General features: G+C 63.9%; 22 protein-coding genes. 11 read left to right on the top strand and 11 right to left on the bottom strand.

Annotation, left to right across the window (positions count from 1 at the left end; translation table 11 throughout):
* Positions 1-69: 69 nt before the first annotated feature.
* The 4 genes from ACROUL_RS11800 to ACROUL_RS11815 are packed head-to-tail and all read right to left on the bottom strand — an operon-like array spanning position 70 to position 3,661.
* Complete coding sequence (locus ACROUL_RS11800) at positions 70-993, bottom strand: pseudouridine-5'-phosphate glycosidase (protein WP_431299666.1); 924 nt, start codon at positions 991-993, stop codon at positions 70-72.
* Positions 990-1,568, bottom strand: coding sequence for a DUF1349 domain-containing protein (locus tag ACROUL_RS11805; protein ID WP_431299667.1), 579 nt, complete (start codon positions 1,566-1,568; stop codon positions 990-992). Before ACROUL_RS11805 ends, ACROUL_RS11800 begins: the two co-directional genes overlap by 4 nt.
* A complete protein-coding gene (locus ACROUL_RS11810; protein ID WP_431299668.1) occupies positions 1,565-2,473 on the bottom strand; it encodes a PfkB family carbohydrate kinase in 909 nt (302 codons plus the stop codon). Before ACROUL_RS11810 ends, ACROUL_RS11805 begins: the two co-directional genes overlap by 4 nt.
* An 18-nt stretch (positions 2,474-2,491) precedes the next feature.
* Entirely contained in the window at positions 2,492-3,661 is a 1,170-nt protein-coding gene (locus tag ACROUL_RS11815; RefSeq protein ID WP_431299669.1) for a mandelate racemase/muconate lactonizing enzyme family protein, read from the bottom strand.
* A 278-nt stretch (positions 3,662-3,939) separates the two neighbouring features.
* Here ACROUL_RS11815 and rpsB point away from each other — a divergent pair, with 278 nt between their 5' ends.
* Together rpsB and tsf are read left to right on the top strand one after the other, a co-directional pair.
* Positions 3,940-4,704 (top strand): 30S ribosomal protein S2, encoded by a 765-nt coding sequence (gene rpsB / locus ACROUL_RS11820; protein WP_431299670.1) that lies wholly within the window; start codon positions 3,940-3,942, stop codon positions 4,702-4,704.
* Positions 4,705-4,772: 68 nt separating this feature from the next.
* On the top strand, positions 4,773-5,681 hold the full coding sequence (tsf, locus tag ACROUL_RS11825) for a translation elongation factor Ts (protein ID WP_431299671.1): 909 nt from the start codon (positions 4,773-4,775) through the stop codon (positions 5,679-5,681).
* Between the two features lie 356 nt (positions 5,682-6,037).
* On the opposite strand, the gene ACROUL_RS11830 is transcribed toward tsf, so the two are convergent.
* From ACROUL_RS11830 to ndk, 4 genes are all read right to left on the bottom strand, one after another.
* Positions 6,038-6,823, bottom strand: a complete 786-nt coding sequence (locus tag ACROUL_RS11830; protein WP_431299672.1) for an autoinducer binding domain-containing protein — start codon at positions 6,821-6,823, stop codon at positions 6,038-6,040.
* Between the two features lie 147 nt (positions 6,824-6,970).
* A complete protein-coding gene (gene gph, locus ACROUL_RS11835; RefSeq protein WP_431299673.1) occupies positions 6,971-7,639 on the bottom strand; it encodes a phosphoglycolate phosphatase in 669 nt (222 codons plus the stop codon).
* On the bottom strand, positions 7,632-8,324 hold the full coding sequence (gene rpe / locus ACROUL_RS11840) for a ribulose-phosphate 3-epimerase (RefSeq protein WP_431299674.1): 693 nt from the start codon (positions 8,322-8,324) through the stop codon (positions 7,632-7,634). Before rpe ends, gph begins: the two co-directional genes overlap by 8 nt.
* Before the next feature lie 187 nt (positions 8,325-8,511).
* The gene (gene ndk / locus ACROUL_RS11845) at positions 8,512-8,934 is read right to left on the bottom strand and encodes a nucleoside-diphosphate kinase (RefSeq protein ID WP_431299675.1); all 423 of its coding nucleotides are present in this window, start codon (positions 8,932-8,934) and stop codon (positions 8,512-8,514) included.
* A 199-nt stretch (positions 8,935-9,133) separates the two neighbouring features.
* Here ndk and ACROUL_RS11850 point away from each other — a divergent pair, with 199 nt between their 5' ends.
* Genes ACROUL_RS11850 through ACROUL_RS11860 form a run of 3 tightly spaced genes read left to right on the top strand, consistent with a single transcriptional unit; the run spans position 9,134 to position 12,268 of the window.
* Positions 9,134-10,978 (top strand): ABC-F family ATP-binding cassette domain-containing protein, encoded by a 1,845-nt coding sequence (locus tag ACROUL_RS11850; RefSeq protein ID WP_431299676.1) that lies wholly within the window; start codon positions 9,134-9,136, stop codon positions 10,976-10,978.
* 58 nt (positions 10,979-11,036) lie between these two features.
* Positions 11,037-11,657: a MarC family protein gene (locus ACROUL_RS11855; RefSeq protein WP_431299677.1), complete on the top strand. Its 621-nt coding sequence runs from the start codon at positions 11,037-11,039 to the stop codon at positions 11,655-11,657.
* Between the two features lie 35 nt (positions 11,658-11,692).
* Positions 11,693-12,268 carry a retropepsin-like aspartic protease family protein gene (locus tag ACROUL_RS11860; RefSeq protein ID WP_431299678.1) on the top strand — a complete coding sequence of 192 codons (576 nt, stop codon included), beginning with the start codon at positions 11,693-11,695 and terminating at the stop codon, positions 12,266-12,268.
* A 2-nt stretch (positions 12,269-12,270) separates the two neighbouring features.
* On the opposite strand, the gene ACROUL_RS11865 is transcribed toward ACROUL_RS11860, so the two are convergent.
* Together ACROUL_RS11865 and ACROUL_RS11870 are read right to left on the bottom strand one after the other, a co-directional pair.
* The gene (locus ACROUL_RS11865) at positions 12,271-12,741 is read right to left on the bottom strand and encodes a DNA polymerase III subunit chi (RefSeq protein ID WP_431299679.1); all 471 of its coding nucleotides are present in this window, start codon (positions 12,739-12,741) and stop codon (positions 12,271-12,273) included.
* Between the two features lie 23 nt (positions 12,742-12,764).
* Positions 12,765-14,237: a leucyl aminopeptidase gene (locus ACROUL_RS11870; RefSeq protein WP_431299680.1), complete on the bottom strand. Its 1,473-nt coding sequence runs from the start codon at positions 14,235-14,237 to the stop codon at positions 12,765-12,767.
* A gap of 142 nt (positions 14,238-14,379) precedes the next feature.
* Between ACROUL_RS11870 and lptF the strand changes: the two genes are divergently transcribed.
* The 6 genes from lptF (at position 14,380) to rsmA (ending at position 21,876) form a co-directional block, all read left to right on the top strand.
* On the top strand, positions 14,380-15,495 hold the full coding sequence (gene lptF / locus ACROUL_RS11875; RefSeq protein ID WP_431299681.1) for an LPS export ABC transporter permease LptF: 1,116 nt from the start codon (positions 14,380-14,382) through the stop codon (positions 15,493-15,495).
* Positions 15,492-16,586: an LPS export ABC transporter permease LptG gene (gene lptG, locus ACROUL_RS11880; protein ID WP_431299682.1), complete on the top strand. Its 1,095-nt coding sequence runs from the start codon at positions 15,492-15,494 to the stop codon at positions 16,584-16,586. The genes lptF and lptG overlap by 4 nt, the downstream gene beginning before the upstream one ends.
* Entirely contained in the window at positions 16,586-18,769 is a 2,184-nt protein-coding gene (locus ACROUL_RS11885; protein ID WP_431299683.1) for an LPS-assembly protein LptD, read from the top strand. The genes lptG and ACROUL_RS11885 overlap by 1 nt, the downstream gene beginning before the upstream one ends.
* 76 nt (positions 18,770-18,845) lie before the next feature.
* Entirely contained in the window at positions 18,846-20,021 is a 1,176-nt protein-coding gene (locus tag ACROUL_RS11890; RefSeq protein WP_431299684.1) for a peptidylprolyl isomerase, read from the top strand.
* Complete coding sequence (gene pdxA / locus ACROUL_RS11895) at positions 20,018-20,971, top strand: 4-hydroxythreonine-4-phosphate dehydrogenase PdxA (protein WP_431299685.1); 954 nt, start codon at positions 20,018-20,020, stop codon at positions 20,969-20,971. The genes ACROUL_RS11890 and pdxA overlap by 4 nt, the downstream gene beginning before the upstream one ends.
* Before the next feature lie 62 nt (positions 20,972-21,033).
* On the top strand, positions 21,034-21,876 hold the full coding sequence (rsmA, locus tag ACROUL_RS11900) for a 16S rRNA (adenine(1518)-N(6)/adenine(1519)-N(6))-dimethyltransferase RsmA (RefSeq protein ID WP_431299686.1): 843 nt from the start codon (positions 21,034-21,036) through the stop codon (positions 21,874-21,876).
* On the opposite strand, the gene sucD is transcribed toward rsmA, so the two are convergent.
* Positions 21,864-22,760, bottom strand: coding sequence for a succinate--CoA ligase subunit alpha (gene sucD / locus ACROUL_RS11905; RefSeq protein ID WP_431299687.1), 897 nt, complete (start codon positions 22,758-22,760; stop codon positions 21,864-21,866). The genes rsmA and sucD overlap by 13 nt on opposite strands.
* Positions 22,761-22,766 lie beyond the last annotated feature (6 nt).

Genomic DNA, 22,766 nt, shown 5'->3' on the forward strand with positions numbered 1-22,766 from the left:
CTCCGGCAGGCGCGGGATCGCGTGCGGGGGCAATCTATGAAGGGCGGCGCGGGTTGCCAATGGGCGCTGTCAGGTTTTGGCCCGCTGAAGCGCGATTTCGGTGGCGATTGCACTGGCGAGGCGGGCGTTGTTCAACACAAGTGCGATATTCGACGCAAGCGAGCGGCCTGCGGTCAGTTCGAAGATGCGTTGCAAAAGGAAGGGTGTCACCGATTTCGCGGCGATGCCTTGCGCCGCAGCCTCGGCCAGCGCGGCCTCGATATGGGGCGTGATCTCGTCCCGGGGGATTTCGGCATCGGGCGGGATCGGGTTGGCGACCAGCTGCCCGCCGGGCAGGCCCAGCCGGATGCGCATCAGATGGGCGGCGGCGATGGCGGCTGGCGTGTCCATCCGCAACGGTGCGCGCAGGCCCGACTCGCGCGACCAGAAGGCGGGAAAATCGTCCTGCCCGTAGGCGATGACCGGGACGCCACGGGTTTCGAGGTATTCCAGCGTTTTCGGCAGATCGAGGATCGCCTTTGCCCCGGCGGCAACCACGGTGACGGCGGTTTCCGCCAGTTCCGGCAGATCGGCCGAGATGTCGAACGAGGTTTCCGCACCGCGATGTACCCCGCCGATGCCGCCGGTGGCGAAGGTGTCGATCCCGGCAAGCCTCGCGCAGATCATGGTGGCGGCGACAGTGGTCGCCCCGGTGCCGCCTGTTGCAAGGCAGGCGGCCAGATCGGCGCGCGACAGTTTGGCGACGTTCCGCGCCTTGCCAAGGCGGCTCAGTTCCGCCTCGGTCAACCCGATGTGAATGTGATGTTGAAGAATAGCGATGGTGGCTGGCGTGGCGCCATGGGCACGAACCTCGGCCTCGACCCGCGCGGCTGTTTCCACATTCTGCGGGAATGGCATGCCGTGGGTGATGATCGTGCTTTCCAGCGCGACAATCGGTGTGCCGTTAGCGCGGGCCTCGGTCACTTCGGGCGACAGGATGATCGGGTGGCTCATGGGTGATCCTCATGCAGCGCGCGGGGGATCGCGGGGCCGCAGGTGTATTGAGAGAAGGTGGCCGTGAACCCGCCGCGTTCGGGTGAACAGGCCATCGGGCCGATCATCGCGGGGCCGTCGGGCAGATGCGCAAGCCGCGTCATCCGCCAAAGACCGGAGGGTTCCTGCACATCGACGCGGACCGCGCTGCCGTGACGGGTCAGGCGCAGGGTGATCGGGCTGGCGGGGAACGACAGGGGCAGGGTGGCCCAGTCGGACTGGCCGTTGGTGACCACGGTGGAAAACACCGGCTGGCCATCGGTGTGTTCGATGCCGGCCTTGATCCAGTGCGTGTCCGACAGCCGCAGCATCAGGCCGGCCTGATCGTAAAGCGCCTGATAATCGGCGGTTATGGTGACGCGGGCGGTGAAATCACCTGTGATCGGCTGGGCAAGGTGGTGGCCGGAATGGCGGATGAAGCCGTAGAAGGTTTCGCGCCAGAAATCGGTGGAAGGGCCGGTGGTCACCGTCAGGCCATCGGCGCCTTCGTTAACGGCGGCGGGCGGGTTAAGCCAAGTCATGTCGCTGAAGGTCACGATCCGATCTCCCCCGAGACATAGGCGGCGGCGGCGCGCAACGCCTCGGCCAGTGCCGCCTCGCGCGGGAACCCCCGGGCTTCGGCAACGATATGGGCGGCCATGAACGTATCGCCCGCGCCGGTGACGCGGGTCACCAGAACGGGGGGCGGGGCGCCTTCGATCACGCCCGCACCGCGGCGCCCTTCGGCGGCAGCACGGCCACCATCCGTGACCAGCACGGCAGCGGCACCCCGATCCAGCAGCGCGCGCGCCGCGTCTGGCGCGGTGCCGCTTTGCACCTTTGACAGGATGTTGGCCTCTTCAAGGTTCACATAAAGCGTAGCGGCGGAATGCCCCAGAAGCGGAAGCAGCCGCTCCGCCTTGCCCGGTGAGGCCGGAGCCACGCGCAGGTCTGCGGCGGCAAAAAGCGGCGAGGCGGCAATGTCGGCCAGAAGTGCCTCGGTCAGGTTGCCGTCCAGCGCGATGGGGCCGGCCCACGGTGCATCGGCGCTGCCAAGCCGTGCATCGGCCAGCGGGCGCAGGATCTTGTCGCCCGCCGCCTCCAGCGAGTGGGCGTCTGCGATGGCGGCGATCAGGCCGTTGGCGCCTTCGACGGCCATGTAGCGGTCGGTCGGCAGATCGTCGGAACGGTAGACATGCGCGGTGACAAGGCCCATCCGGTCACAGGCGGCAATCAATTCGTCGCCTTCGGCGTCGCGTCCGATGGCGGTAAGCAGGGCAGGGGTCATGCCAAACCGGCGCAGTGTCATGGCGATGTTCATCGCCACGCCGCCGGGCAGGCGGGTAATACGGCCCGGCACGTCAGAGCCAACACGCATCGAGGTCGGGGCGCGGCCGATGATGTCCCACAGGATGGAACCGATGCAAAGGATGTCGGGCGTCATACCTGCCTTCTGGCGCATCGGACAGGGTCGCGCAAGTCAACGCTTGCGGAAAAGGCTGCCATAACCACCGGACCGGCCATCCGGAAAGGCGCCCTCGACAAGGTAGCGGTCGTGGCAGCGTTGCAGCGCCTTTCGGTCAAGCGTCACGCCAAGGCCGGGGCCATCCGGCACGCGGGTGACGCCCCCTTCCAGCCGGAACGGGCCGCCTTCGATCACATCGTCCGCATACCAGTGAAACAACGTCTGGCTCGCGCCCCGAACATGTTCGAGGGCGGCTGACAGATGCAGGTAGGCGGCGCTGGCAATGCCCGTCTCGCCGGAATGAAAGCGGAAACCCACGCCCATCGCCTCGCAGGCCCGGATGAAATCGGCGGTGCGCCGAATGCCGCCATGCTCGTTGACGTTGGTCACGATGGCATCGGGGCAGCGCAGCGCCACGGCTTTCGGCAGGTCGATGGAGTGGGCCGAAAATGCAATATCGGTATGAACCCGCAGGTCTGCCATCTCCTCATATGTCTCGACAGGTTCCTCGAACCAGCTGATGTCGAAGGGGGCAAGCCTTCGCAGTGCGTCACGAGCGGTCGGCACTGTCCAGCTGCCATTGGCATCGAGTTGCAGGGGGCGGTCGCCGATTGCCGCACGCACCTCGCGCACCATCTGCACTTCTTCGTCCAGCGCCACCGCGCCAACCTTGCCTTCAAAGATCGTCGCACCGTGGCGTTCGATCATCATGGCGCAATACCGCGCCACTTCGACCGGCGTGCTTTCACCGGGATGCGCAGCCCCCGGCCACCGGTAGGAAAAATACTCGGTCAGCGGAATTTCCTGCCGCACCACACCACCGAGCAGACGGTATAATGGCACCTCTTCGGTCTTGCCGCGCGCATCCCACATCGCCATCTCGATCCCGCCAAAGACCCGACGGGCAGCGGTCACATTGCCCCAAGGCGTATAGCGCATCCCCGGCACCAGCTTTGCCTCGGCCGCGTGAATGTCGCGCAGGTCCATGCCGATCAGCCGCGCCCCTGCGGCAATCACGTCGGCAGCGCGGTCACCATCGGCACATTCGCCAAGCCCGATCACGCCATCCTCGGTTTCCAGCGTGATCACCGTCTTCGTCAGCGACGAAATCGCCCCATAGCTGAACCGATAAGGCGCGTGGAACGGAATGTTCACCGGCAAGGCCGAAATCGAACGGATCTTCATGGCTGCCCCTTCCACATGGACCTGCTCCGAGACTATCGTCACGACAGCCGGTCGCACCACGGCCCGCGACACCAGCCAGCCGTTTTGGCCGGATTTGCTGCATATCTGCCGGTTTTGCAGCCGATTGGCCTTGCAACACCGGTTGCGGCACGGTAAGGCGCACGCACTTCACAGGTGAAGCTTGGGCTTATGCGGGGAGAAATCCCGTGGGGTCCGCCGGTTGGGGCGCAAGCTCTGAAGACGGCTTCACCGAGGATCAAACCGGAAAAGGAAACGGCATGGCTCTTCCCGAGTTCACCATGCGTCAGCTTTTGGAAGCTGGCGTTCACTACGGCCACCAGACCGCACGCTGGAACCCCAAGATGGGCCCGTATATCTACGGCGACCGTAACGGCATCCACATTCTTGACCTGACGCAAACGGTCCCGCTGCTGGACCAGGCGCTGAAAACCGTCCGCGACACCGTCGCCAAGGGCGGCCGCATCCTGTTCGTCGGCACCAAGCGTCAGGCCCAGAAGCCGATCGCCGAGGCTGCCGAGCGTTGCGCGCAGTTCTACATGAACCACCGCTGGCTCGGTGGCACGCTCACCAACTGGAAAACCATCTCGGCCTCGATCCAGCGCCTGAAGCACCTCGACGAAGTTCTGGGGCAGGGCGCCGAAGGCCTGACCAAGAAAGAGCGTCTGGGCATGGAACGTGACCAGGCCAAGCTGCAGGCCTCGCTCGGCGGCATCCGCGAAATGGGCGGCACCCCGGACCTGATCTTCATCATCGACGTTGGCAAGGAAGACCTCGCCATCCTCGAAGCACAGAAGCTGGGCATCCCGGTTGTCGGCATTGTCGACACCAACTGCTCGCCCAAAGGCGTCACCCACGTGATCCCCGGCAACGATGACGCGGCCCGCGCCATCCAGCTTTACTGCGACCTGATCGCCCGTGCGGCGCTTGACGGCATGTCGGCCCAGATGGGTGCGGCTGGTGTCGACCTTGGCGCGCTCGAAGCGGCTCCGGAAGAAGAAGCTGTCGCCGAAGTCGAGGCGTAAGCGCCTGTCACGGAACCTTCACCCGGCGGGTCTACCCCGCCGGGATACCAATTTCAGGAGATGAGACGATGACAGTCACCGCAGCGATGGTGAAGGAACTGCGCGAATCGACCGGCGCAGGCATGATGGACGCGAAGAAAGCCCTTGTTGAAAACAACGGCGACATGGATGCCGCAGTCGATTGGCTGCGCACCAAGGGTCTGGCGAAAGCCGCCAAGAAGGCCGACCGCGTGGCCGCCGAAGGCCTCGTTGGCGTGGCCGTCAGCAATGGTCGCGGCGTCGCGGTCGAGATCAACTCGGAAACCGACTTTGTCGCGAAGAACGCCGATTTCCAGAGCCTTGTGCGCGAAGTGGCCAAGGTCGCCTTGCAGACCGGTGACAGCGTGGAAGTCGTCCGCGCCGCCGATCTGAACGGCAAGACCGTGGAAACGGTGATCCAGGAAGCCGTGGCCCGCATCGGCGAGAACATGACGCTCCGCCGGCTGCACGTTCTGGAAGGCGACACCGTGGTGTCCTACGTCCACAACTCGGCCGCCGATGGCATGGGCAAGATCGGTGTGCTGGTCGCGCTGAAAGGCCCGGCCGACAAGGCGCAGGCGATCGGCAAGCAGTTTGCGATGCACATCGCAGCGACCGCACCGCTGGCGCTGTCGGAAGCGCATCTGGACGCGGCCGTGCTGGAACGTGAGCTGGCCGTGCAGACCGCCAAGGCCCTGGAAGAGAACGCCTCTTCGCCAAAGCCGAAGCCGGATGCAGTGATCCACAACAACATCATCCCGGGCCGGATGAAGCGTTACCTGTCGGAAAACACGCTGCTGGGCCAAGCCTTCGTGATCAACCCCGACCTGACGGTCGAAGCCGCGGCCAAGGAAGCCGGGGTCGAGATCACCGGTTACGCTCGCGTCGCCGTGGGCGAGGGGATCGAGAAGAAGGAAGAAGACTTCGCCGCTGAAGTCGCAAAGATGGCGCAGGGCTGATCTTCCGAAACGACAATACGAGACATGGCAGGGGGCCGGCGCAATGCGCCGGCCCTTTTGCTTTGGCACCTGGCGTCCTGCCTTGTGCGAAGCGCAAAAGAAAACGGCGCGGTCCTGGGGAGACCGCGCCATTCCCTGTGCCTTGCCCGCGCCCCTTGGAGATGGGAACACGGTCGAGCAAGACTGAAGTCGACCTCTTGACGGCCTTTGCAAATTTGCCCTTGCGGGCGCTACCAACAAATCGGCAACGGTGAAAAATTACCACCGCGCCACGCCCCGACAAGAGTGCCGACGCAAGATCAGCTTTGCAGATGACGCAAGGTCAATCGAGTGGGGAAAGCCATACCTGCGACAGGCTAGTCGGGCACCCTTGCCCGATCTGACGACCGCTGGAAGATGATGTTCAAAAGTGCGCCCTTCGCCACCGCTTGTGCCGTGGTTTCCACCGCCAGCGCCTCACGGGCAAGTCGCAGGTGTTTTTCCACCATTGCGGCCGACACCCCCATCAAAAGCGCCACGTCCTGCGTGGTCTTGCCATCGGCCACCCATTCCAGCGCCTCACGCTGACGCGGTGAAAGCGCGCGATGGCGGCTGAGCTGCGGCAGATGCACGATCGTCAGGTGCATCATGTTCGCCAACGCAAGGATCTCCGTTCCGCGCGCGGCAAAGATCGCCTCGACGTCTGCAGTGGACAGTCCGATGTCGGCAATCAGCCCCAGCGCGCCCTTCGAGCGGGACGAGGCATTGGGAAAGCTGACCGAGATTCCCGCCGTGACACCCATCTCTGCGTTCTGGCGCACTGCGTCGGCCTCGTCCGCGGTGAGGCGGCCCGCCGCGTATGCCTCTTTAACCCAAGCCCAGGTGCAGATCCCTGAATTGCGCTCGGCCCAGCGGAACACCGGCGTCCGAGCGTAAAATCCGCCCACGAAGTAGCGATTCACATAATCGGCATCACAGGTCGACAGGAACAGCGCATCGTCCGGGTCGCCGATCGTGGTGGCATGGCGAAACCGGGTGAAGCCATAGTTGACCCGCGAAAACCCCAACATGGCGAAGTGCCGGGTCGCCAGTTCCCAGGCGTCGTCGATGGTCGAGGTGGCTGCAATACGGTTCAAGAGATCCAGAACAGGCGTCTCGGTCACGATTTAATCCTTCCACCCCGAAGGCCGGACAATTGCCTGATTTGAAACAGGCAATCCCGAGCCTTCGCTTATTTGTCATAGGCGCGGGCGGGCGGTCTGTCGAGGCGAATGGCAACTGGAACGCGAAAGGTCAGATTAAGGCCAGCTTCAAAGCCGCCCAGAAAGATGCGCAACAAGACCGGGCAGGGCTACGAAATCATCGAAAATCGCTTTGGCACCAAGAGCTTCAGCGGCAGAGTTCCGGTATCCGTTGGTGAACAATGCAAAGGGCAGGGCGGCGCCTTGGGCGGTTTCTGCATCCACCTCGCTGTCGCCTACGAACAGCACGCGGTCACAGGCCAGTTGCACCTGCGCGGCCAACAGCGGGGCAGGGTCGGGCTTGCGCTGGGGCAGGGTGTCGCCACCGACGATCACCGCGAAATGCTGGTCCAGGCCGAAGTGGCGCAGCACCGAACGTGCCGGACCGGCAGGCTTGTTGGTGCAGATTGCCAGCGGGTGCCCAAGGTCTGCAAGGGTTGCAAGCGCCTCTCGGACATTCGGGTAAAGCTTTGTCAGATCAACAGCTTCTTCGTAGGAATTGATAAAATCCCCAACCATCTTGCGATGCAGATCACCGGCGACGGGGCGGCCTTGATGGGCAAGAAGGCGCGCCACCAGCACCCCCACACCGTTGCCGATGAAGCCTCGCACAGTGGGAAAATCGAACCCCGGAAAGCCGTGCGCTGCAAAAACCTTGTTCGCCGTGGCATGGATGTCCGGCGCGGAATCGATCAGCGTGCCATCAAGGTCGAAGATCAGGCCGATCGGGTCAGCCACGGGCCGCCTCGGCTGCAGCGCGGATCGCCGCGATGTTCGCACCGTAGGGCGCAGGGTTGCCACCCGATCCGCCCTTGAACACCGCCGAACCTGCAACCAGCACATCGGCTCCGGCCGCCGCAACCAGCGGCGCGGTGGCCACCGTCACGCCACCGTCAATCTCGATATGGATGGGGCGATCACCGATCATGGCGCGCAGGGCACGCACTTTGGCGACCTGCGAGGCGATGAAGCTTTGCCCGCCGAAACCCGGATTGACCGTCATCACGCAGACCAGGTCAACCAGGTCAAGGAGCTGTGGCACGGCATCCAGCCCGGTTCCGGGGTTAAGCGCAAGACCAGCCTTTTTTCCCGTTGCGCGAATGGCTTGCAGCGTTCTGTGAATGTGTGATCCAGCTTCCAGATGCGCAGTGATGATATCGGCACCAGCCGTGGCGAAGGCGTCGATGTAGGGATCGACCGGCGCGATCATCAGGTGCACGTCCATGACGCCCGCGATATGCGGCCGCAGTGCCGCGCACATCGCCGGACCGAAAGTCAGGTTCGGTACGAAGTGGCCATCCATCACGTCGACATGCACCCAGTCGGCACCTTGCGCCTCGATTGCACGACACTCGGCTCCGAAGTTCGCAAAGTCGGCGGCGAGGATGGAAGGGGCGATCTTGATCGAGCGGTCGAAAAGCACGGGCTGGCTTCCTTTTGCGGCTTTGGGCGTGCATATCCTTACGCAGCGGCAGTTTCCAGTACTCCGTATATTACATAATACTGATTATGCGACAACGGGATGCAGGTTTCCGCCACCCCATGCCAAGGCCTGGCAATGAAAAAGGCCCGGTCAATCGACCGGGCCCCTTCCATTATGTGCAGCCAGATCAGCCGACGAGTTCCAGGCCCGAGAAGAAGAACCCGATCTCGCGCTCGGCCGACGCCGGGCTGTCCGAACCGTGGACCGAGTTTTCACCGACCGACAGCGCAAACTCCTTGCGGATGGTGCCGTCAGCGGCGTTCGCCGGGTTGGTGGCGCCCATCACTTCGCGGTTCTTCAGGATCGCGCCTTCACCTTCCAGCACTTGCACGACAACCGGCTCGGACGCCATGAAATCGCAAAGCTCGCCATAAAAGCCACGCTCCTTGTGTTCGGCATAGAACTGGCCGGCTTGGGCGGGCGTCAGGTGGATGCGCTTTTGCGCGACGATGCGCAGACCGGCTTCCTCGAACTTGGCATTGATCTTGCCGGTCAGGTTGCGCTTGGTCGCGTCGGGCTTGATGATCGACAGGGTGCGTTCGATGGCCATGAGGCTCTCCGTTGGGTTGCTGCGCGTTTGCGCGAATTGGATGGCGGGCTGCTAACATGCGCAGGCGGCCTTGAAAAGGTGGCCTGTGGGCGCCCGGCCCTGCCATACGCTTGCCATACGCTTGCCAGACGCCTTGCAGACCGGATTTTCGGCCCCAATTCGGTTGACGCTGACCGCTGCATCAGGCAAGCCCCCGGCCATGCTTAAAATCGAAGACATCACCTATTCCGTCGAAGGCCGCCCCTTGTTCGAGGGCGCGTCGGCCACCATCCCCGCTGGCCACAAGGTTGGCCTTGTCGGCCGCAACGGCGCGGGCAAGACCACGCTCTTCCGCCTGATCCGTGGCGAACTGGCGCTAGAAGGGGGCACGATCACCCTGCCCCAGCGCGCCCGCATCGGCGGCGTGGCGCAGGAAGTGCCGTCATCGGAAACCTCGCTTCTGGATACGGTGCTTTCCGCCGATACCGAACGCGCCGCCCTGCTGGCCGAGGCGGAAACCGCGACCGACCCGCACCGGATTGCCGAAGTGCAGTCCCGCCTTGCCGACATCGACGCATGGTCCGCCGAGGGCCGCGCCTCCAGCATTCTGAAAGGCCTTGGCTTCGACGCTGCCCAGCAACTGATGCCTTGTTCAGCGTTTTCAGGCGGTTGGCGGATGCGCGTTGCCCTTGCGGGCGTCCTTTTCGCCCAGCCCGATTACCTTCTTCTCGACGAACCGACCAACTACCTCGATCTCGAAGGCGCGCTCTGGCTGGAAAGCTACCTGCAGAAATATCCCCACACCGTCCTGATCATCAGCCACGACCGCGGCCTTCTGAACCGCGCCGTCAGCGGCATCCTGCATCTGGACGAAAAGAAGCTCACCTACTGGACCGGCCCTTACGACCAGTTCGCCCGCCAGATGGCCGAACGCCGCGCCGTCCTGCAGGCCGAAGCGAAAAAGCAGGAGGCCCGGCGCGCGCACCTGCAATCCTTCGTTGACCGGTTCAAGGCTAAGGCCTCGAAAGCGGTGCAGGCCCAAAGCCGCGTGAAGATGCTGGAAAAGATGGTGACGATCACCGCGCCAGAGGATGCCAAGAAGGTGGTCTTCACCTTCCCTGCCCCGGAAGAACTGTCGCCGCCGATCATCAACATGGACGGTGCCGCGGTCGGCTATGGCGGGCCGCCAGTGTTGAAAAAATTGTCCCTGCGCATCGACCAAGACGACCGGATCGCGCTTCTGGGTCGCAATGGCGAAGGAAAGTCTACCCTTTCCAAGCTGTTGGCGGGCAAACTTCAAGCCTCCGAAGGCAAGATCACCCGGTCGTCAAAGCTGCGCATCGGCTATTTCGCCCAGCATCAAGTGGACGAACTGCATATCGACGAAACGCCCCTGCAACACATCATGCGCCTGCGCCCGGCCGAGGGCCAGGCGCGGTTGCGCGCACGGCTGGCTGGCTTTGGCCTGATGGCCGATCAGGCGGAAACCGCGGTCGGGCGGCTGTCTGGCGGGCAAAAGGCGCGACTGTCGCTCTTGTTGGCCACCATCGACGCGCCGCACCTGCTGATCCTTGATGAACCGACCAACCACCTCGATATGGAAAGCCGCGAGGCGCTGGTCGAGGCGCTGACCGAATATTCCGGCGCTGTGATCCTTGTCAGCCATGACATGCACCTGCTGTCCCTCGTGGCCGACCGGCTGTGGCTGGTCAAGGGCGGTGCGGTCACGCCCTACACCGAAGATCTCGATGCCTACCGCCGTCAGCTTCTGTCGGGCGACGAAGACGCCAAGCCGGCAAAGGTGGTAGAAAAGCCGAAAAAGGCCAGCCGAGACGAGGTGTTGGCCCTCAAAGCTGAGGTTCGCAAATGCGAAGAGCGGCTGGCAAAGCTGAACGACATGCGCGACAAACTGGCAAAAAAGCTGGCGGATCCAGAGCTTTATGAAGATGTCCGCAAGGGCGAGCTGGCAACCTGGAACGCCAAGTATGCGGAAGTGATGCAAGCGCTCGACAAGGCCGAGGCGATGTGGCTCTCCGCTCAGGAAAAGTTGGAAAGCGCCGCCTGACAGCGCGCTTCCCAAACCGCTCCCCGCGCGGTAGCAAGGGAAAACCGCGCGAGGGACGATGCCTGAAACCGCCTTCCTGATCACCGCCTTCGCGACGCTTTTCGTCGTGATCGACCCGCCTGGTCTGGTGCCGCTGTTCATCGCCCTGACGCGGGGGATGAGTTCGGAACGCCGCAAGGCAATGGCCCTGCGCGCCTGCATCATCGCATCCGCGCTACTCCTCCTGTTTGGATTGGCCGGCGAGGCGATCCTTGAATTCATCGGCATTTCGATGCCCGCCTTCCGCATCGCAGGCGGCATCCTTCTGTTCCTGACCGCGCTCGACATGTTGTTCGAACGCCGCACCCAACGCCGCGAAGGGCAGCAGGCCGAACCCGACCACGACCCCTCGGTGTTCCCGCTTGCCACCCCCCTGATTGCCGGGCCGGGCGCGATTGCCTCGGTCATCCTGCTGGTCGGTCAGGCTGGCCCCGGCTGGGGCGGCACCGTCGCGGTGCTCGGCCTGATGCTTGGCATGATGGCCGTTACCTACGCCTTCCTCCTCGCCTCGCCGCCGCTGGAGCGGATGCTCGGCCGCACCGGGGTAATCGTGATCACCCGGCTTCTGGGGATGCTGCTGGCAGCCCTGTCAGTGCAATTCGTGATCGACGGTGTGCGCGGCACCGGATTGATCGGCTGACACCCCTGCCCCATATCCCATGAAACGGAGGCGACATGGACGGCGACACCTTGGCCCGCGTGACGTATCTGGCGATCATCATGGTCGCCTTGGGCGGCTGGCTGCTGGTGGAGTTTCGCCAGCGCATGGGTCAGGCGCTGCGCATGGCCACCGCCTGGGGGCTGATCTTCGTGGCGGTGATGGCGGGCTACGGGCTGTGGTCGGATGTGCGCACGGACATCATGCCAAGCCAGATGGTCAGTGCCGGCGGCGAGATCGAGGTTCCGCGCGCCGCAGACGGGCACTATTACCTGACCCTGCAGATCAACGGCACGCCGATCGTCTTCATGGCCGACACCGGCGCCACCAACATGGTGCTCAGCCGCGACGATGCGCAGTCTGTAGGCATCGACCCCGAAAGCCTGCTTTTCACCGGCGAGGCGGCAACGGCGAATGGCGTCGTGCGTACCGCCCGGGTTGATCTGCCAGTCGTGGAACTTGGCCCCTTCCGAAATGAGTCCTTCACCGCCTTCGTCACGGACGGCGACATGAAGGGCTCGCTTCTGGGGATGGATTATCTGGGGCAGTTCCGGCTGGAAATCGCTGGGAACCGGATGGTCCTGCGACAGTAAGATCATGGCTTAACCGGCTGATTTTCAGCCTTTTTAACCCATCTGCCATCCTCGTCCGACCAATACTGCGCCGCCACCCCGGCGGCGCTCAGCGCCTTCCATCTCGCGCGGGCATCCGCAAGACGGTTTTCGTCAGCCTTTTCAAAGAGTAGCCAGACCCTCTGCATTTGCGAAATCTCGGCTTCGGTCGCCTCGGCCCCGTCGATCAGGGCCAGCGCGTCGGCCCTGTTGACGGCTGGCCCCTGCCCGATCAGCACCGGTTGGTCGGCATCCTGCGGCCCACCTTCCCGACCATGCGGCAGAAACCCGTCCTCTGGCCCCAGCCACAGCTTTTCGTCCAGCCTGTCCAGCGCCACGGGGTCGGTGCCTCGCACCATCACGCGCCAACCCTGCTGCAGCGCACGCGGCAACAGCAAGGCCAGCGTCTCCGCGGCCGTCGAGGCGGTCAGCTGGTAGAACATTACCAAGGCCATAGCCCCGCCCCGTGCCGCCTCGCTCAGCCCTTCTCGAACCGGTCGCGGATCAGCCGGTCCAGCGCCATGACACCCCAACCGGTCGCGCCCTTGGGCGCAAGCGCGGTATCTGCCTTGACCAACGCGGTCCCGGCAATGTCCAGATGGCACCACGGCGTCTCGGGCTTGACGAAGCGCGCCAGAAACTGCGCCGCCGTCACCGCACCGCCATCACGCCCGCAGGAATTGACCATGTCGGCGATCCGCGACTTCAGCTTGGCATCGTAAGCCTCGCCCATCGGCATCCGCCAGGCGCCCTCGCCCTCGGCTGCGCAGGCCTTGAGGAAGGCATTGCACAGCTCATCGTTATTCGAGAATACGCCAGTGTTTTCATGGCCTAGCGCGACGATGATCGCACCGGTCAGCGTCGCGAGGTTGATCATCCCGGTCGGCTTGAACCGCTCTTGCGCGTACCAAAGCACGTCGGCCAGCACGAGCCGCCCTTCGGCATCGGTGTTGATCACCTCGATCGTGTCGCCCTTCATCGAACGCACCACGTCACCCGGCCGCTGTGCACGCCCGTCAGGCATATTCTCCACCAACCCGACCAGACCCACAACGTTCGCCTTGGCCTTGCGCATCGCCAGCGTGCGCATCACCCCGGCGACGACCCCCGCCCCGCCCATGTCCATCGTCATGTCTTCCATGCCAGCGGCAGGCTTGATCGAGATGCCGCCGGTGTCGAACACCACGCCCTTACCGACCAGCGCGAACGGCGCATCGCCCTTCTTGCCGCCCTTCCACTGCATCACCACGACCTTAGAGGGGCTTTCCGATCCCATGCCCACGCCTAGAAGCGCGTTCATGCCAAGCTTCATAAGCTCAGGCTCCTCAAGGATCTCCACCTCAAGGCCAAGCTCGTGCATCGCGGCAAGGCGGGCCGCAAAATCGTGCGTTGTCAGAATGTTGGCAGGCTCATTTACCAGATCACGGGTGAAGAAAACGCCCTCCGCCACAGCGGCCATCGGGCTTGCCTCGCGCGCGGTCGCCTCGGGATCTGCGGTCATCATCGCGACCGGGCCGGGCACCTTCTGCTCGCCGCTCTTGTGCGCCGTGAAGTCATAGGCGCGCATCGCAAAGCCAAAGGCGATGTCGGCGGCACGCGGGTGGCTTTCAGCCAGGATCAGCGTTGCCGCCGTGCCGTGGCTGCGCCCGATCGCGGCCCCGGCTTTGCGGGCAGTGGCCGCATCGGTGCGCTTCGGCAGTCGGACGAGTTGCACAGCGTCGGCAGCAAGCCCCGCCGGATACGCCAGATCAATCGCGTCACCCGGTTTTGCCTTGGCAAAGGCTTCTGCCGCAGTGGCCCGTGCCAGCGCGCCCTTCATCAGCCGGTCAAGCCGACGGATACCCGGCGACAGCGCCACTCCCGGTTCGGCAAACACCGCGATGCGGCCGGTCTGGGTGGCCAGCGCCTCAAGGTCGGTGGCGCGGAACTGGATCGGCAGGGGCTGGGACATGGGTTTCTCACCTTCAGAGGTTGGGTCGGCGAAGCATTGCCGGAACGCTACAATCCGGCGCCATGATTGACCAGATATGAGTTTTCGCCGCCCGGTATTTCCGCTAGGGTCATCGCAACATGTAGTGGGAAACAGGCCGAGCGTGTCAAAATTCGACCGATATTTGCTGTCACAGCTGCTGCAGCTTTTCGGCTTCTTCTCGCTTGTGCTGGTCGCGGTCTACTGGGTCAACCGGGCGGTGGGCCTGTTTGACCAATTGATCGGCGACGGCCAGTCGGCACTGGTTTTCCTAGAGTTTTCAGTCCTTACGCTGCCGAACGTAATCCGGCTGGTGCTGCCGGTTTCGGCCTTTGCCGCGACAGTGTACGTGATCAACCGGCTGATGCAGGAAAGCGAACTCGTTGTCATGCAGGCGACCGGCTTTTCCGCCTTCCGGCTGGCGCGGCCAGTGCTGTACTTCGGTCTGATCGTAATGGGCGCGCAATTGGTGCTGGTACATGTGCTGGTGCCTGCCAGCCAACGCATCCTGAGCGAGCGGAGCGCCGAGATTTCCCAGAATATTACGTCGCGCTTCCTGACAGCGGGCCAATTCATGCATCCTTCGTCAGGAATTACCATGTATATACGCGAAGTAAATACACAAGGTGAGCTGATCGACCTCTTTCTGGCCGACGAGCGCGGGCAGGAAGCGCGTGTCACATACACCGCGCGACGCGCCCTTCTGGTGCAAGGCGACACAGCGCCAAAGCTGTTGATGTTTGACGGCGCGGCACAATCGCTGACCCGCAAGGATAGGCGCATGTCGGTGACCCGCTTTGCCGATTTCACCCTGGACCTGTCGGGACTGGTCAAGTCTGGTGGGCCTGGCGGGCTGACGCTGGACGAGTTATCCACTGCAAACCTGCTGCGCCCGACTGATGAACTCATGCAGGCAACAGGCGGAAATCAGGCGCAATTCCTGCAAGAAGGGCATAACCGCTTTTCCGGCCCGATGCTTGCGGTCGCAGCCCCCCTTGTCGGGATCGCGGCGCTCCTGCTGGGCGGCTTTTCCCGCTTTGGCCTCTGGCGCCAGATGGCCCTTGCGGTGGTGCTGCTCATCCTCATGCAGATGGTCAACACCTGGGCCGGCGGCGTGGCGATGCAGTCGGCGCGGGCATGGCCCCTGACCTATCTTGCGCCGATCTCGGGCCTCTTCGTGGCCGTTGTGCTGTTGTGGCAAGCACAGCGGCCCAGACACCGGCGAGAGTCGCTGTCATGACGCTAGGTATATACATCGCACGGCGGTTTTTCTGGACAGTTGCACGCGTTTTTCTGATCTTCTTCGGCATCCTGATGCTGATCGACATGATCGAACAGTTGCGCCGCTTCTCCGGCGCGGGCATCGGGCTCAGCCAGGCGATGGGGCTATCGCTGATGAACGTGCCCGAGACGCTGTATCGGGTTCTGCCCTTGATAGTGATCATCGGGTCGATCGCCATGTTCCTCGGGCTCGCGCGGTCGTCGGAACTGGTGGTGGTGCGTGCGGCCGGACAGTCGGGACTGCGCTTCCTGCTGACACCGCTGGTCGTGGCCGTGGCGCTGGGGCTGGTGACGGTCGCGGTGTTCAACCCCATCGTTGCCGCCACCTCGAAGCAGTATGACGTGGCGCGCGCCAGGCTGTCGCAAGGCGGCGGGTCGGTACTTTCGGTTTCGGACACCGGGCTTTGGCTGCGACAGGGCGGCGGGGATGGCCAGATCGTGATTCGGGCCGCACGGTCAAACCCTGATGGCACCGAGCTTTTTGGCGTAACCTTCCTGCGCTTTGACGCCACCGGCCTGCCCTCGGCCAGGATCGAGGCCAAGACGGCGACGCTGAAGGCAGGTGCCTGGGTGCTGGACGGCGCGAAGCAATGGGATCTGACCACCACCAACCCAGAACAGACCGCGAGCCGGACGACAGAGATCTCCCTGCCCTCGGACCTGACCGCCGAAAGCATCCGTGACAGCTTTGGCACGCCCTCGGCCATCGCGTTCTGGGACCTGCCCGCCTATATCGCTGGGCTGGAGCGCGCCGGCTTTTCTGCCCGCGCCTACCGGCTGTGGTTTCAGATGGAACTGGCCCAGCCGCTCTTGATGGCCGCGATGGTGTTGGTTGCTGCGGGCTTCACCATGCGCCATACGCGGTTCGGGGGCACCGGGCAGATGGTGCTTTATGCCATGTTGACGGGCTTTGCCATCTTCTTCCTCAGAAACTTCGCGCAAGCCCTTGGTGATACAGGGCAAATCCCCATTTCTATCGCGGCATGGAGCCCGCCCGTGGCAGCGGTGCTGATGGCGCTTGGTCTTTTGCTGCATCTGGAGGATGGCTGATGCGCCGCCTTCTGACCGCGCGTTTCCAAACGCTGACGCTGACGTTGGCCCTGTCTCTGTCTCTGTCTCTGGCTCTGTCTCTGGCCCTGCCCGCCCTTGCCCAAGATCAGGCAACGCTGGTGTCAGACAGTCTCGAAATCACCGGAGATACCCGCCTGATTGCCACAGGAAATGTCGAAATTCTGTATGGCGGCAGGCGGTTGCGAGCCGAACGTATCGTTTATGACCAGGTTGGCGATCGGCTTGATATCGTCGGCCCGATCGAACTGACCAACGAAGCCGGCGACATCCTGATCCTTGCCTCAGCCGCTGACCTTTCGGCAGATCTTACCGAAGGCATCCTGACAAGCGCGCGGCTGGTCCTTGACCGGCAGGTGCAGCTGGCCGCAAACCGGATGTTGCGGGTGGCCGGGCGATATACCGCGCTTGACAGGGCAGTTGCCTCGTCCTGCAAGGTCTGCGAGGGGAGTTCCACGCCGCTTTGGGAAATCCGCGCCAAGCGTGTGGTACATGACGAGGTCGAGCGTCAGATCTACTTCGATCATGCCCAACTCCGCTTTGGGGGGGTTCCGGTGTTCTACATCCCGCGCCTGCGGATGCCTGATCCGACCCTGACCCGGACCCCGGGGTTCCTGCGGCCTTCGGTGCGCACAACCTCCGACCTTGGGTCGGGGTTGAAGTTTCCCTACTTCATCACGCTTGGCCGGACGGCCGACCTGACCCTGACGCCTTTCGTGTCGACCAAGGGCTCAAGGGCGTTGGACCTGCGCTACCGTCAGGCTTTCGCGACCGGAACGCTGGAGTTGAACGGCGGTCTTGCGCGTGACGAAATCCTCCCCGGCGAGGCGCGCGGTTACCTGTTCGCAACCGGTGCCTTCTCGCTGCCTGCGGATTTCATTCTGACCTTGAAGGGCCAGACGGTGACCGACCCGTCCTATCTGCTGGATTACGGCATTCTCGACGCCGACCGGCTGGACAGCCGCATCGAGGCCCGGCGCACGCGGCGCAACGAACACATCTCGGCCCGCATCATAAGCTTTCAAAGCTTGCGCGATGATGAAGACAACACCACTTTGCCCTCGGTTGTGGCCGACCTGACCTTTAACCGCCGCTTTTCGCTTGGCCCGCTTGGCGGCGAAGGCGGGCTGCGGTTGCAGACCCACAACCACTGGCGTACCTCGACAGATCCGTTTGACGGGCCGGACAGCGACGCGATCCCGGATGGGCGCGACGTCGGGCGCATCTCCGTCCGGGTGGACTGGCGCCGCAGCGTGCTGTTGCCGATCGGGGTCGAGGCCACGGTGCTGGGCGATCTGACCGCTGACGCCTACTCCATCGGCCAGGATGCCACCTATGCGGGCCAATCCACCCGCACGCATGGCAACGCGGGGGTCGAACTGCGCTGGCCTTTGGTAAAGGCCGGCAAGGGCGGCGTGACGCAGGTGATCGAACCAGTCATGCAGGTGATTTGGGCCTCATCCGACGAAGAAACCCTGCCGAATGAGGATTCCGCGCTGGTGGAATTCGACGAAGGCAACCTCTTCGCGCTGAACCGGTTTCCGGGCTCTGACGCGGTGGAACGCGGCCCGCGCGCCAATCTGGGGATCACCTGGACCCGCCATGACCCGGCCGGCTGGTCGATGGGAGCCACGCTTGGCCGCGTGTATCGCAGCAGCGACCTTGGCCAGTTCAGCACCGGCTCGGGGCTTGATGGCCGCCGGTCCGACTGGCTGGCGGCAGTCAATTTCGAAATGGCCTACGGCTTTGCCATGACCGGGCGCCTGGTCCTTGACGATGATCTCGACCTGACCAAGGGCGAGGCGCGGCTGACATTGAATCGCCCCAAGACATGGCTGTCGTCAAGCATGGTGTGGGCGGTCGCCGATCCCCTGGAAAACCGCCCCGAAGCGACCGAAGAGTTCAGCTTCAATGTCCGCAGGAAACTGACCCCGAACTGGACCGCCAAGCTGTCGAGTCGCTATGATTTCGTTGCCGATGAAGGCACCTTGGCAGGCATGGGTCTGGAGTTCCTGAACGAATGCGTGCGGCTTGATGTTTCCCTCTCGCGTCGGTTCACGTCCTCGACTAATGTGACGCCGACAACGAGTTTCGACTTCGCGGTCGATCTGGTGGGGTTCGGCGGTGGGGTCAAGGCAGGCCCGGCGCGCACCTGCCGACGGTGACCAAAGGCGTGCGCGCGGACGCAAACCAAGACAAAGAGCGGCTGAGGCAATGGTATTCACCTTTCTGAAACGGCAGATGGCAGGGGTTGCCCTGGGGGCAATTCTGGCCGTGCCGGGCTTGGCGCAAGACCTGTTCAAACCGCGCCTTTACGTCAACGACCGGGTGATCACCGAATACGAGGTGGAGCAGCGCAAGAAGTTTCTTGAGGTGCTGCGTGCGCCCGGAAATCTCGAGGAAGAGGCGCTGAAGGCGCTCACCGAAGACCGTCTGCGCCAGTCGGAATCCGAACGCCTGGGCCTGAAACTGACCGACGAGCAGATCAAGACCGGGATGGAAGAATTCGCTTCCCGTGCCCAGCTGACCACCGAAGGTCTGATTGCCGAACTGGAAAAGGTCGGCATCTCGGCCGAGACCTATCGTGATTTCGTGGTGGCTGGCCTTCTGTGGCGCGATGCCGTGCGGGCGCGGTTCATCGGCCAGGTGCCCGTCAGCGAAGCCGATGTCGACCGCGCGCTGGAAGCCTCGGCCCGGCCCCGTGCTCTCAGGATATTGGCGTCAGAACTGGTAATCCCGCTGGAACCCGGCAACGAGGCTGCGGCGCTGGAGCTTGCCAACCAGCTCTCGCAAGAGATCAAAAGCGAAGGCGACTTTGCCGCCGCCGCCAGCCAGTATTCAGCTGCCCCGACCGCCGCCAATGGCGGACGGCTTGATTGGGTGCCGCTGGCGAACCTGCCGGTCGCCATTGGTCAGGCGGTCCTCGCCCTCGGACCGGGCGAGGTGTCCGACCCGGTTCAAGTGCCGGGTGCGGTCGTGCTTTTTCAGTTGCGCGACGTGGCGCGTGACACCGCCGCCGAACCGATTGCTGTGACGGTGGAATACGCCGATTTCCTGATCCCCAACGACCCCGCCGAAATCGCCCGGCTGCGCGCCGAAGTTGATGGCTGCAAAGACCTCTACGGACAGGCCAAGGGTTTGCCCGAGGACCGGCTGACCGTATCGAAACTGCCAATGTCTCAGGTTCCGGGCGATGTGGCGCTGGAACTGGCGCGGCTTGACCCCGGCGAGGTATCGGTTGCGCTGACGCGATCGGGGTTCCGCCGGTTCCTCATGCTGTGCGGCCGCGAAGCGACGCAGGAAACCCCGCCGACCCGTGATCAGATCAAGGAACGGGTGATCAACCAGAAACTGGAGGGTCTGGCCGAAGGCTACCTGCAGGAACTGCGCTCGGCCGCGATCATCCGCGAACCGTGAGCCGCAAGCCCGTTCTCCTCACGTCGGGCGATCCGTCCGGCATCGGCCCGGAAATCGCGGTTAAGGCCCGCCTTGCAGGCGAAGACTTCGTCTGGCTTGGCGACCCCCGCCACCTGCCTCAAGGTGCAGCATGGCTCGAGGTCGCTGACCTTGCCGACATCAGCCCGCGCGGGGTGATGCGGGTGCTGCGCCACGACTGTGCCGCCCCCGCCCTGCCCGGCCAGCCCGACCCCGCCAACGCCGCCGGTGTGATCGACGTAATCGCTCGCGCCGTGGCACTGGTTATGGCAGGCGAGGCAGCAGCAGTCTGCACCGCGCCGATCCACAAGAAGGCGCTGAAGGATGGCGCAGGTTTCGCCTTTCCCGGCCATACCGAGTTTCTGGCGCACCTTGCCGGGGTCGACCGCGTGGTGATGATGCTGGCCTGCCCGGAATTGCGGGTGGTGCCTGCGACGATCCACATTGCCCTGAGCGACGTGCCCAAGGCGCTGACGCCCAAGCTTCTGGAACAGACGATCCGTATCACTCACGCCGGGCTGATCCGGGATTTCGGGATCGCCGCGCCGCGCCTTGCGGTGGCGGGCCTGAACCCCCACGCCGGCGAAGGCGGCGCGATGGGGCGCGAGGAAGTCGATTGGATGGCCCCGCTAGTGGCGCGACTGGCCTCCGAAGGCATCGCCATTCGCGGCCCCCTGTCGGCCGATACGATGTTTCATGCCGCGGCGCGCAAGACCTATGACGCGGCGATCTGCGCCTACCACGATCAGGCGCTGATCCCGATCAAGACGATAGATTTTGCCGGTGGCGTGAACGTCACGCTTGGCCTTCCCTTCGTGCGCACCTCGCCCGATCACGGCACCGCCTACGACATCGCTGGGCGCGGCGTGGCGGATGCGACAAGCCTTGTGGCGGCGTTGCGGATGGCGCGGGACATGTCAGCACGGCGGTAAGGCCGGACCGGGGGCAAGCCGTCGTACCCCCAAGTATGTGTGAGAACAGCAAGGGGCTTCTTTTGGGAACGATCGACGGTCTGCCACCACTGCGCGAGGTGATCCGGACGCATGATCTGGTGGCCAAACGCCAGCTTGGGCAGAACTTTCTTCTGGATTTGAACCTCACGGCAAAGATCGCCCGCTCTGCCGGCGACCTGTCGGGGTGTGACGTGCTTGAGGTTGGGCCCGGTCCGGGCGGCCTGACGCGCGGCCTTCTGGCCGAAGGCGCGCGTCGGGTTCTGGCTGTGGAAAAGGACGCGCGCTGCATGCCCGCCTTGCAAGAGATCGCTTCGGCCTATCCCGGGCGGCTTGAGGTGGTGCTGGGCGACGCGCTGGAGGTTGACGTGCTCGCCCACCTGACCCCGCCGATCAAGGTGGTGGCGAACCTGCCCTACAATGTCGGGACCGAACTTCTGATCCGCTGGCTGTCGCCACCGGTCTGGCCGCCCTACTGGTCAAGCCTGACGCTGATGTTTCAAAAGGAAGTGGCCGAACGGATCGTGGCCAAGCCAAAGGGCGACCATTACGGGCGGTTGGCGCTCCTGGCGCAGTGGCGCTGCAATGCCGCCATCGTCATGACGCTGCCGCCCGAAGCCTTTACCCCGGCACCCAAAGTGCATTCGGCCGTAGTCCATCTGACCGCCCTGCCAGAGCCACGATTTCCATGCGATTTCAGTGTGTTGCAGCGCATAACTGCGATGGCCTTCAACCAGCGGCGCAAGATGCTCCGGTCCAGCCTGAAAGGCATGGGGCCGGGGATCGAGACTATGCTTGAAAGCGTGGGTATCCCCCCGACCGCGCGGGCCGAGGAGATCGGGTTGGAGCAGTTCTGCGCACTGGCCCGGGCGGTTCAGGCCGCCTGACGCTTGCCAAGCACGCGGGCCATCGTCTCGCCCATCGCACTCGGGTTCGGGGCGACGGTAATCCCCGCAGCCTCGAGGATCTCCACCTTTTCCTGCGCGCTTTCGCCAAAAGCACTGATGATCGCACCGGCATGGCCCATCTTGCGCCCCTTCGGCGCCGACAGACCAGCGATGTAGGCCACCACCGGCTTGGTCATGTGATCGCGGGCAAAAGCCGCTGCTTCGGCTTCTTGCGGGCCACCGATCTCGCCAATCATCATCACAGCGTCGGTTTCCGGATCAGCTTCAAAAAGCGCCAGAATATCCTTGAAACTACTTCCGTTTATCGGATCACCGCCGATACCGACGGATGTCGAAACCCCGATCCCCAGCGCCTTCATCTGGCTTGCCGCCTCATACCCAAGGGTACCAGAGCGGCCGACGATGCCGACGCGCCCGGGCATGTAAATGTGCGGCGGCATGATTCCCATGAAGCCGCGTCCGGGCGAGATGATGCCAGCGCAGTTCGGGCCGACAAGACGCATCTTCCGCTCTTCCGGGTAGCGTTTCAGGAAGCGCTTCACTTTCATCATGTCCTGGGACGGAATGCCGTCGGTGACGCAAACCGCGGTGCGGATGCCTGCGTCCGCCGCCTCCATGATCGCGTCGGCGGCGAAGGGCGGCGGCACGAAGACCAGCGAGGCTTCAGCGCCCGTCGCCTCGACCGCCTCGCGCACCGTGTTGAACAGCGGGCGCTCAAGATGGAACTCTCCGCCCCGCCCCGGTGTCACGCCGCCCACGACATTGGTGCCGTGCTTGATCATGTCGGCGGCGTGAAAGGCACCGATGCGGCCAGACATGCCTTGCACGATGACGCGGGTCTTTTCGGTGATCAGGATGGCCATGATTTG

This window comes from Tabrizicola sp. BL-A-41-H6 (genome assembly GCF_050632395.1).
Classification (GTDB): Bacteria; Pseudomonadota; Alphaproteobacteria; order Rhodobacterales; family Rhodobacteraceae; genus JAUYQR01.

Bases quoted from the DNA above. Each gene is read 5' to 3' on its own strand.
- ACROUL_RS11890 (WP_431299684.1), top strand. From the start codon at position 18,846: ATGGCAGGGGTTGCCCTGGGGGCAATTCTGGCCGTGCCGGGCTTGGCG.
- ndk (WP_431299675.1), bottom strand. From the start codon at position 8,934: ATGGCCATCGAACGCACCCTGTCGATCATCAAGCCCGACGCGACCAAG.
- ACROUL_RS11870 (WP_431299680.1), bottom strand. From the start codon at position 14,237: ATGTCCCAGCCCCTGCCGATCCAGTTCCGCGCCACCGACCTTGAGGCG.
- tsf (WP_431299671.1), top strand. From the start codon at position 4,773: ATGACAGTCACCGCAGCGATGGTGAAGGAACTGCGCGAATCGACCGGC.
- ACROUL_RS11815 (WP_431299669.1), bottom strand. From the start codon at position 3,661: ATGAAGATCCGTTCGATTTCGGCCTTGCCGGTGAACATTCCGTTCCAC.
- ACROUL_RS11800 (WP_431299666.1), bottom strand. From the start codon at position 993: ATGAGCCACCCGATCATCCTGTCGCCCGAAGTGACCGAGGCCCGCGCT.
- sucD (WP_431299687.1), bottom strand. From the start codon at position 22,760: ATGGCCATCCTGATCACCGAAAAGACCCGCGTCATCGTGCAAGGCATG.
- ACROUL_RS11860 (WP_431299678.1), top strand. From the start codon at position 11,693: ATGGACGGCGACACCTTGGCCCGCGTGACGTATCTGGCGATCATCATG.
- ACROUL_RS11865 (WP_431299679.1), bottom strand. From the start codon at position 12,741: ATGGCCTTGGTAATGTTCTACCAGCTGACCGCCTCGACGGCCGCGGAG.
- rpsB (WP_431299670.1), top strand. From the start codon at position 3,940: ATGGCTCTTCCCGAGTTCACCATGCGTCAGCTTTTGGAAGCTGGCGTT.
- lptG (WP_431299682.1), top strand. From the start codon at position 15,492: ATGACGCTAGGTATATACATCGCACGGCGGTTTTTCTGGACAGTTGCA.
- ACROUL_RS11850 (WP_431299676.1), top strand. From the start codon at position 9,134: ATGCTTAAAATCGAAGACATCACCTATTCCGTCGAAGGCCGCCCCTTG.
- ACROUL_RS11885 (WP_431299683.1), top strand. From the start codon at position 16,586: ATGCGCCGCCTTCTGACCGCGCGTTTCCAAACGCTGACGCTGACGTTG.
- ACROUL_RS11810 (WP_431299668.1), bottom strand. From the start codon at position 2,473: ATGCGCCAGAAGGCAGGTATGACGCCCGACATCCTTTGCATCGGTTCC.
- ACROUL_RS11855 (WP_431299677.1), top strand. From the start codon at position 11,037: ATGCCTGAAACCGCCTTCCTGATCACCGCCTTCGCGACGCTTTTCGTC.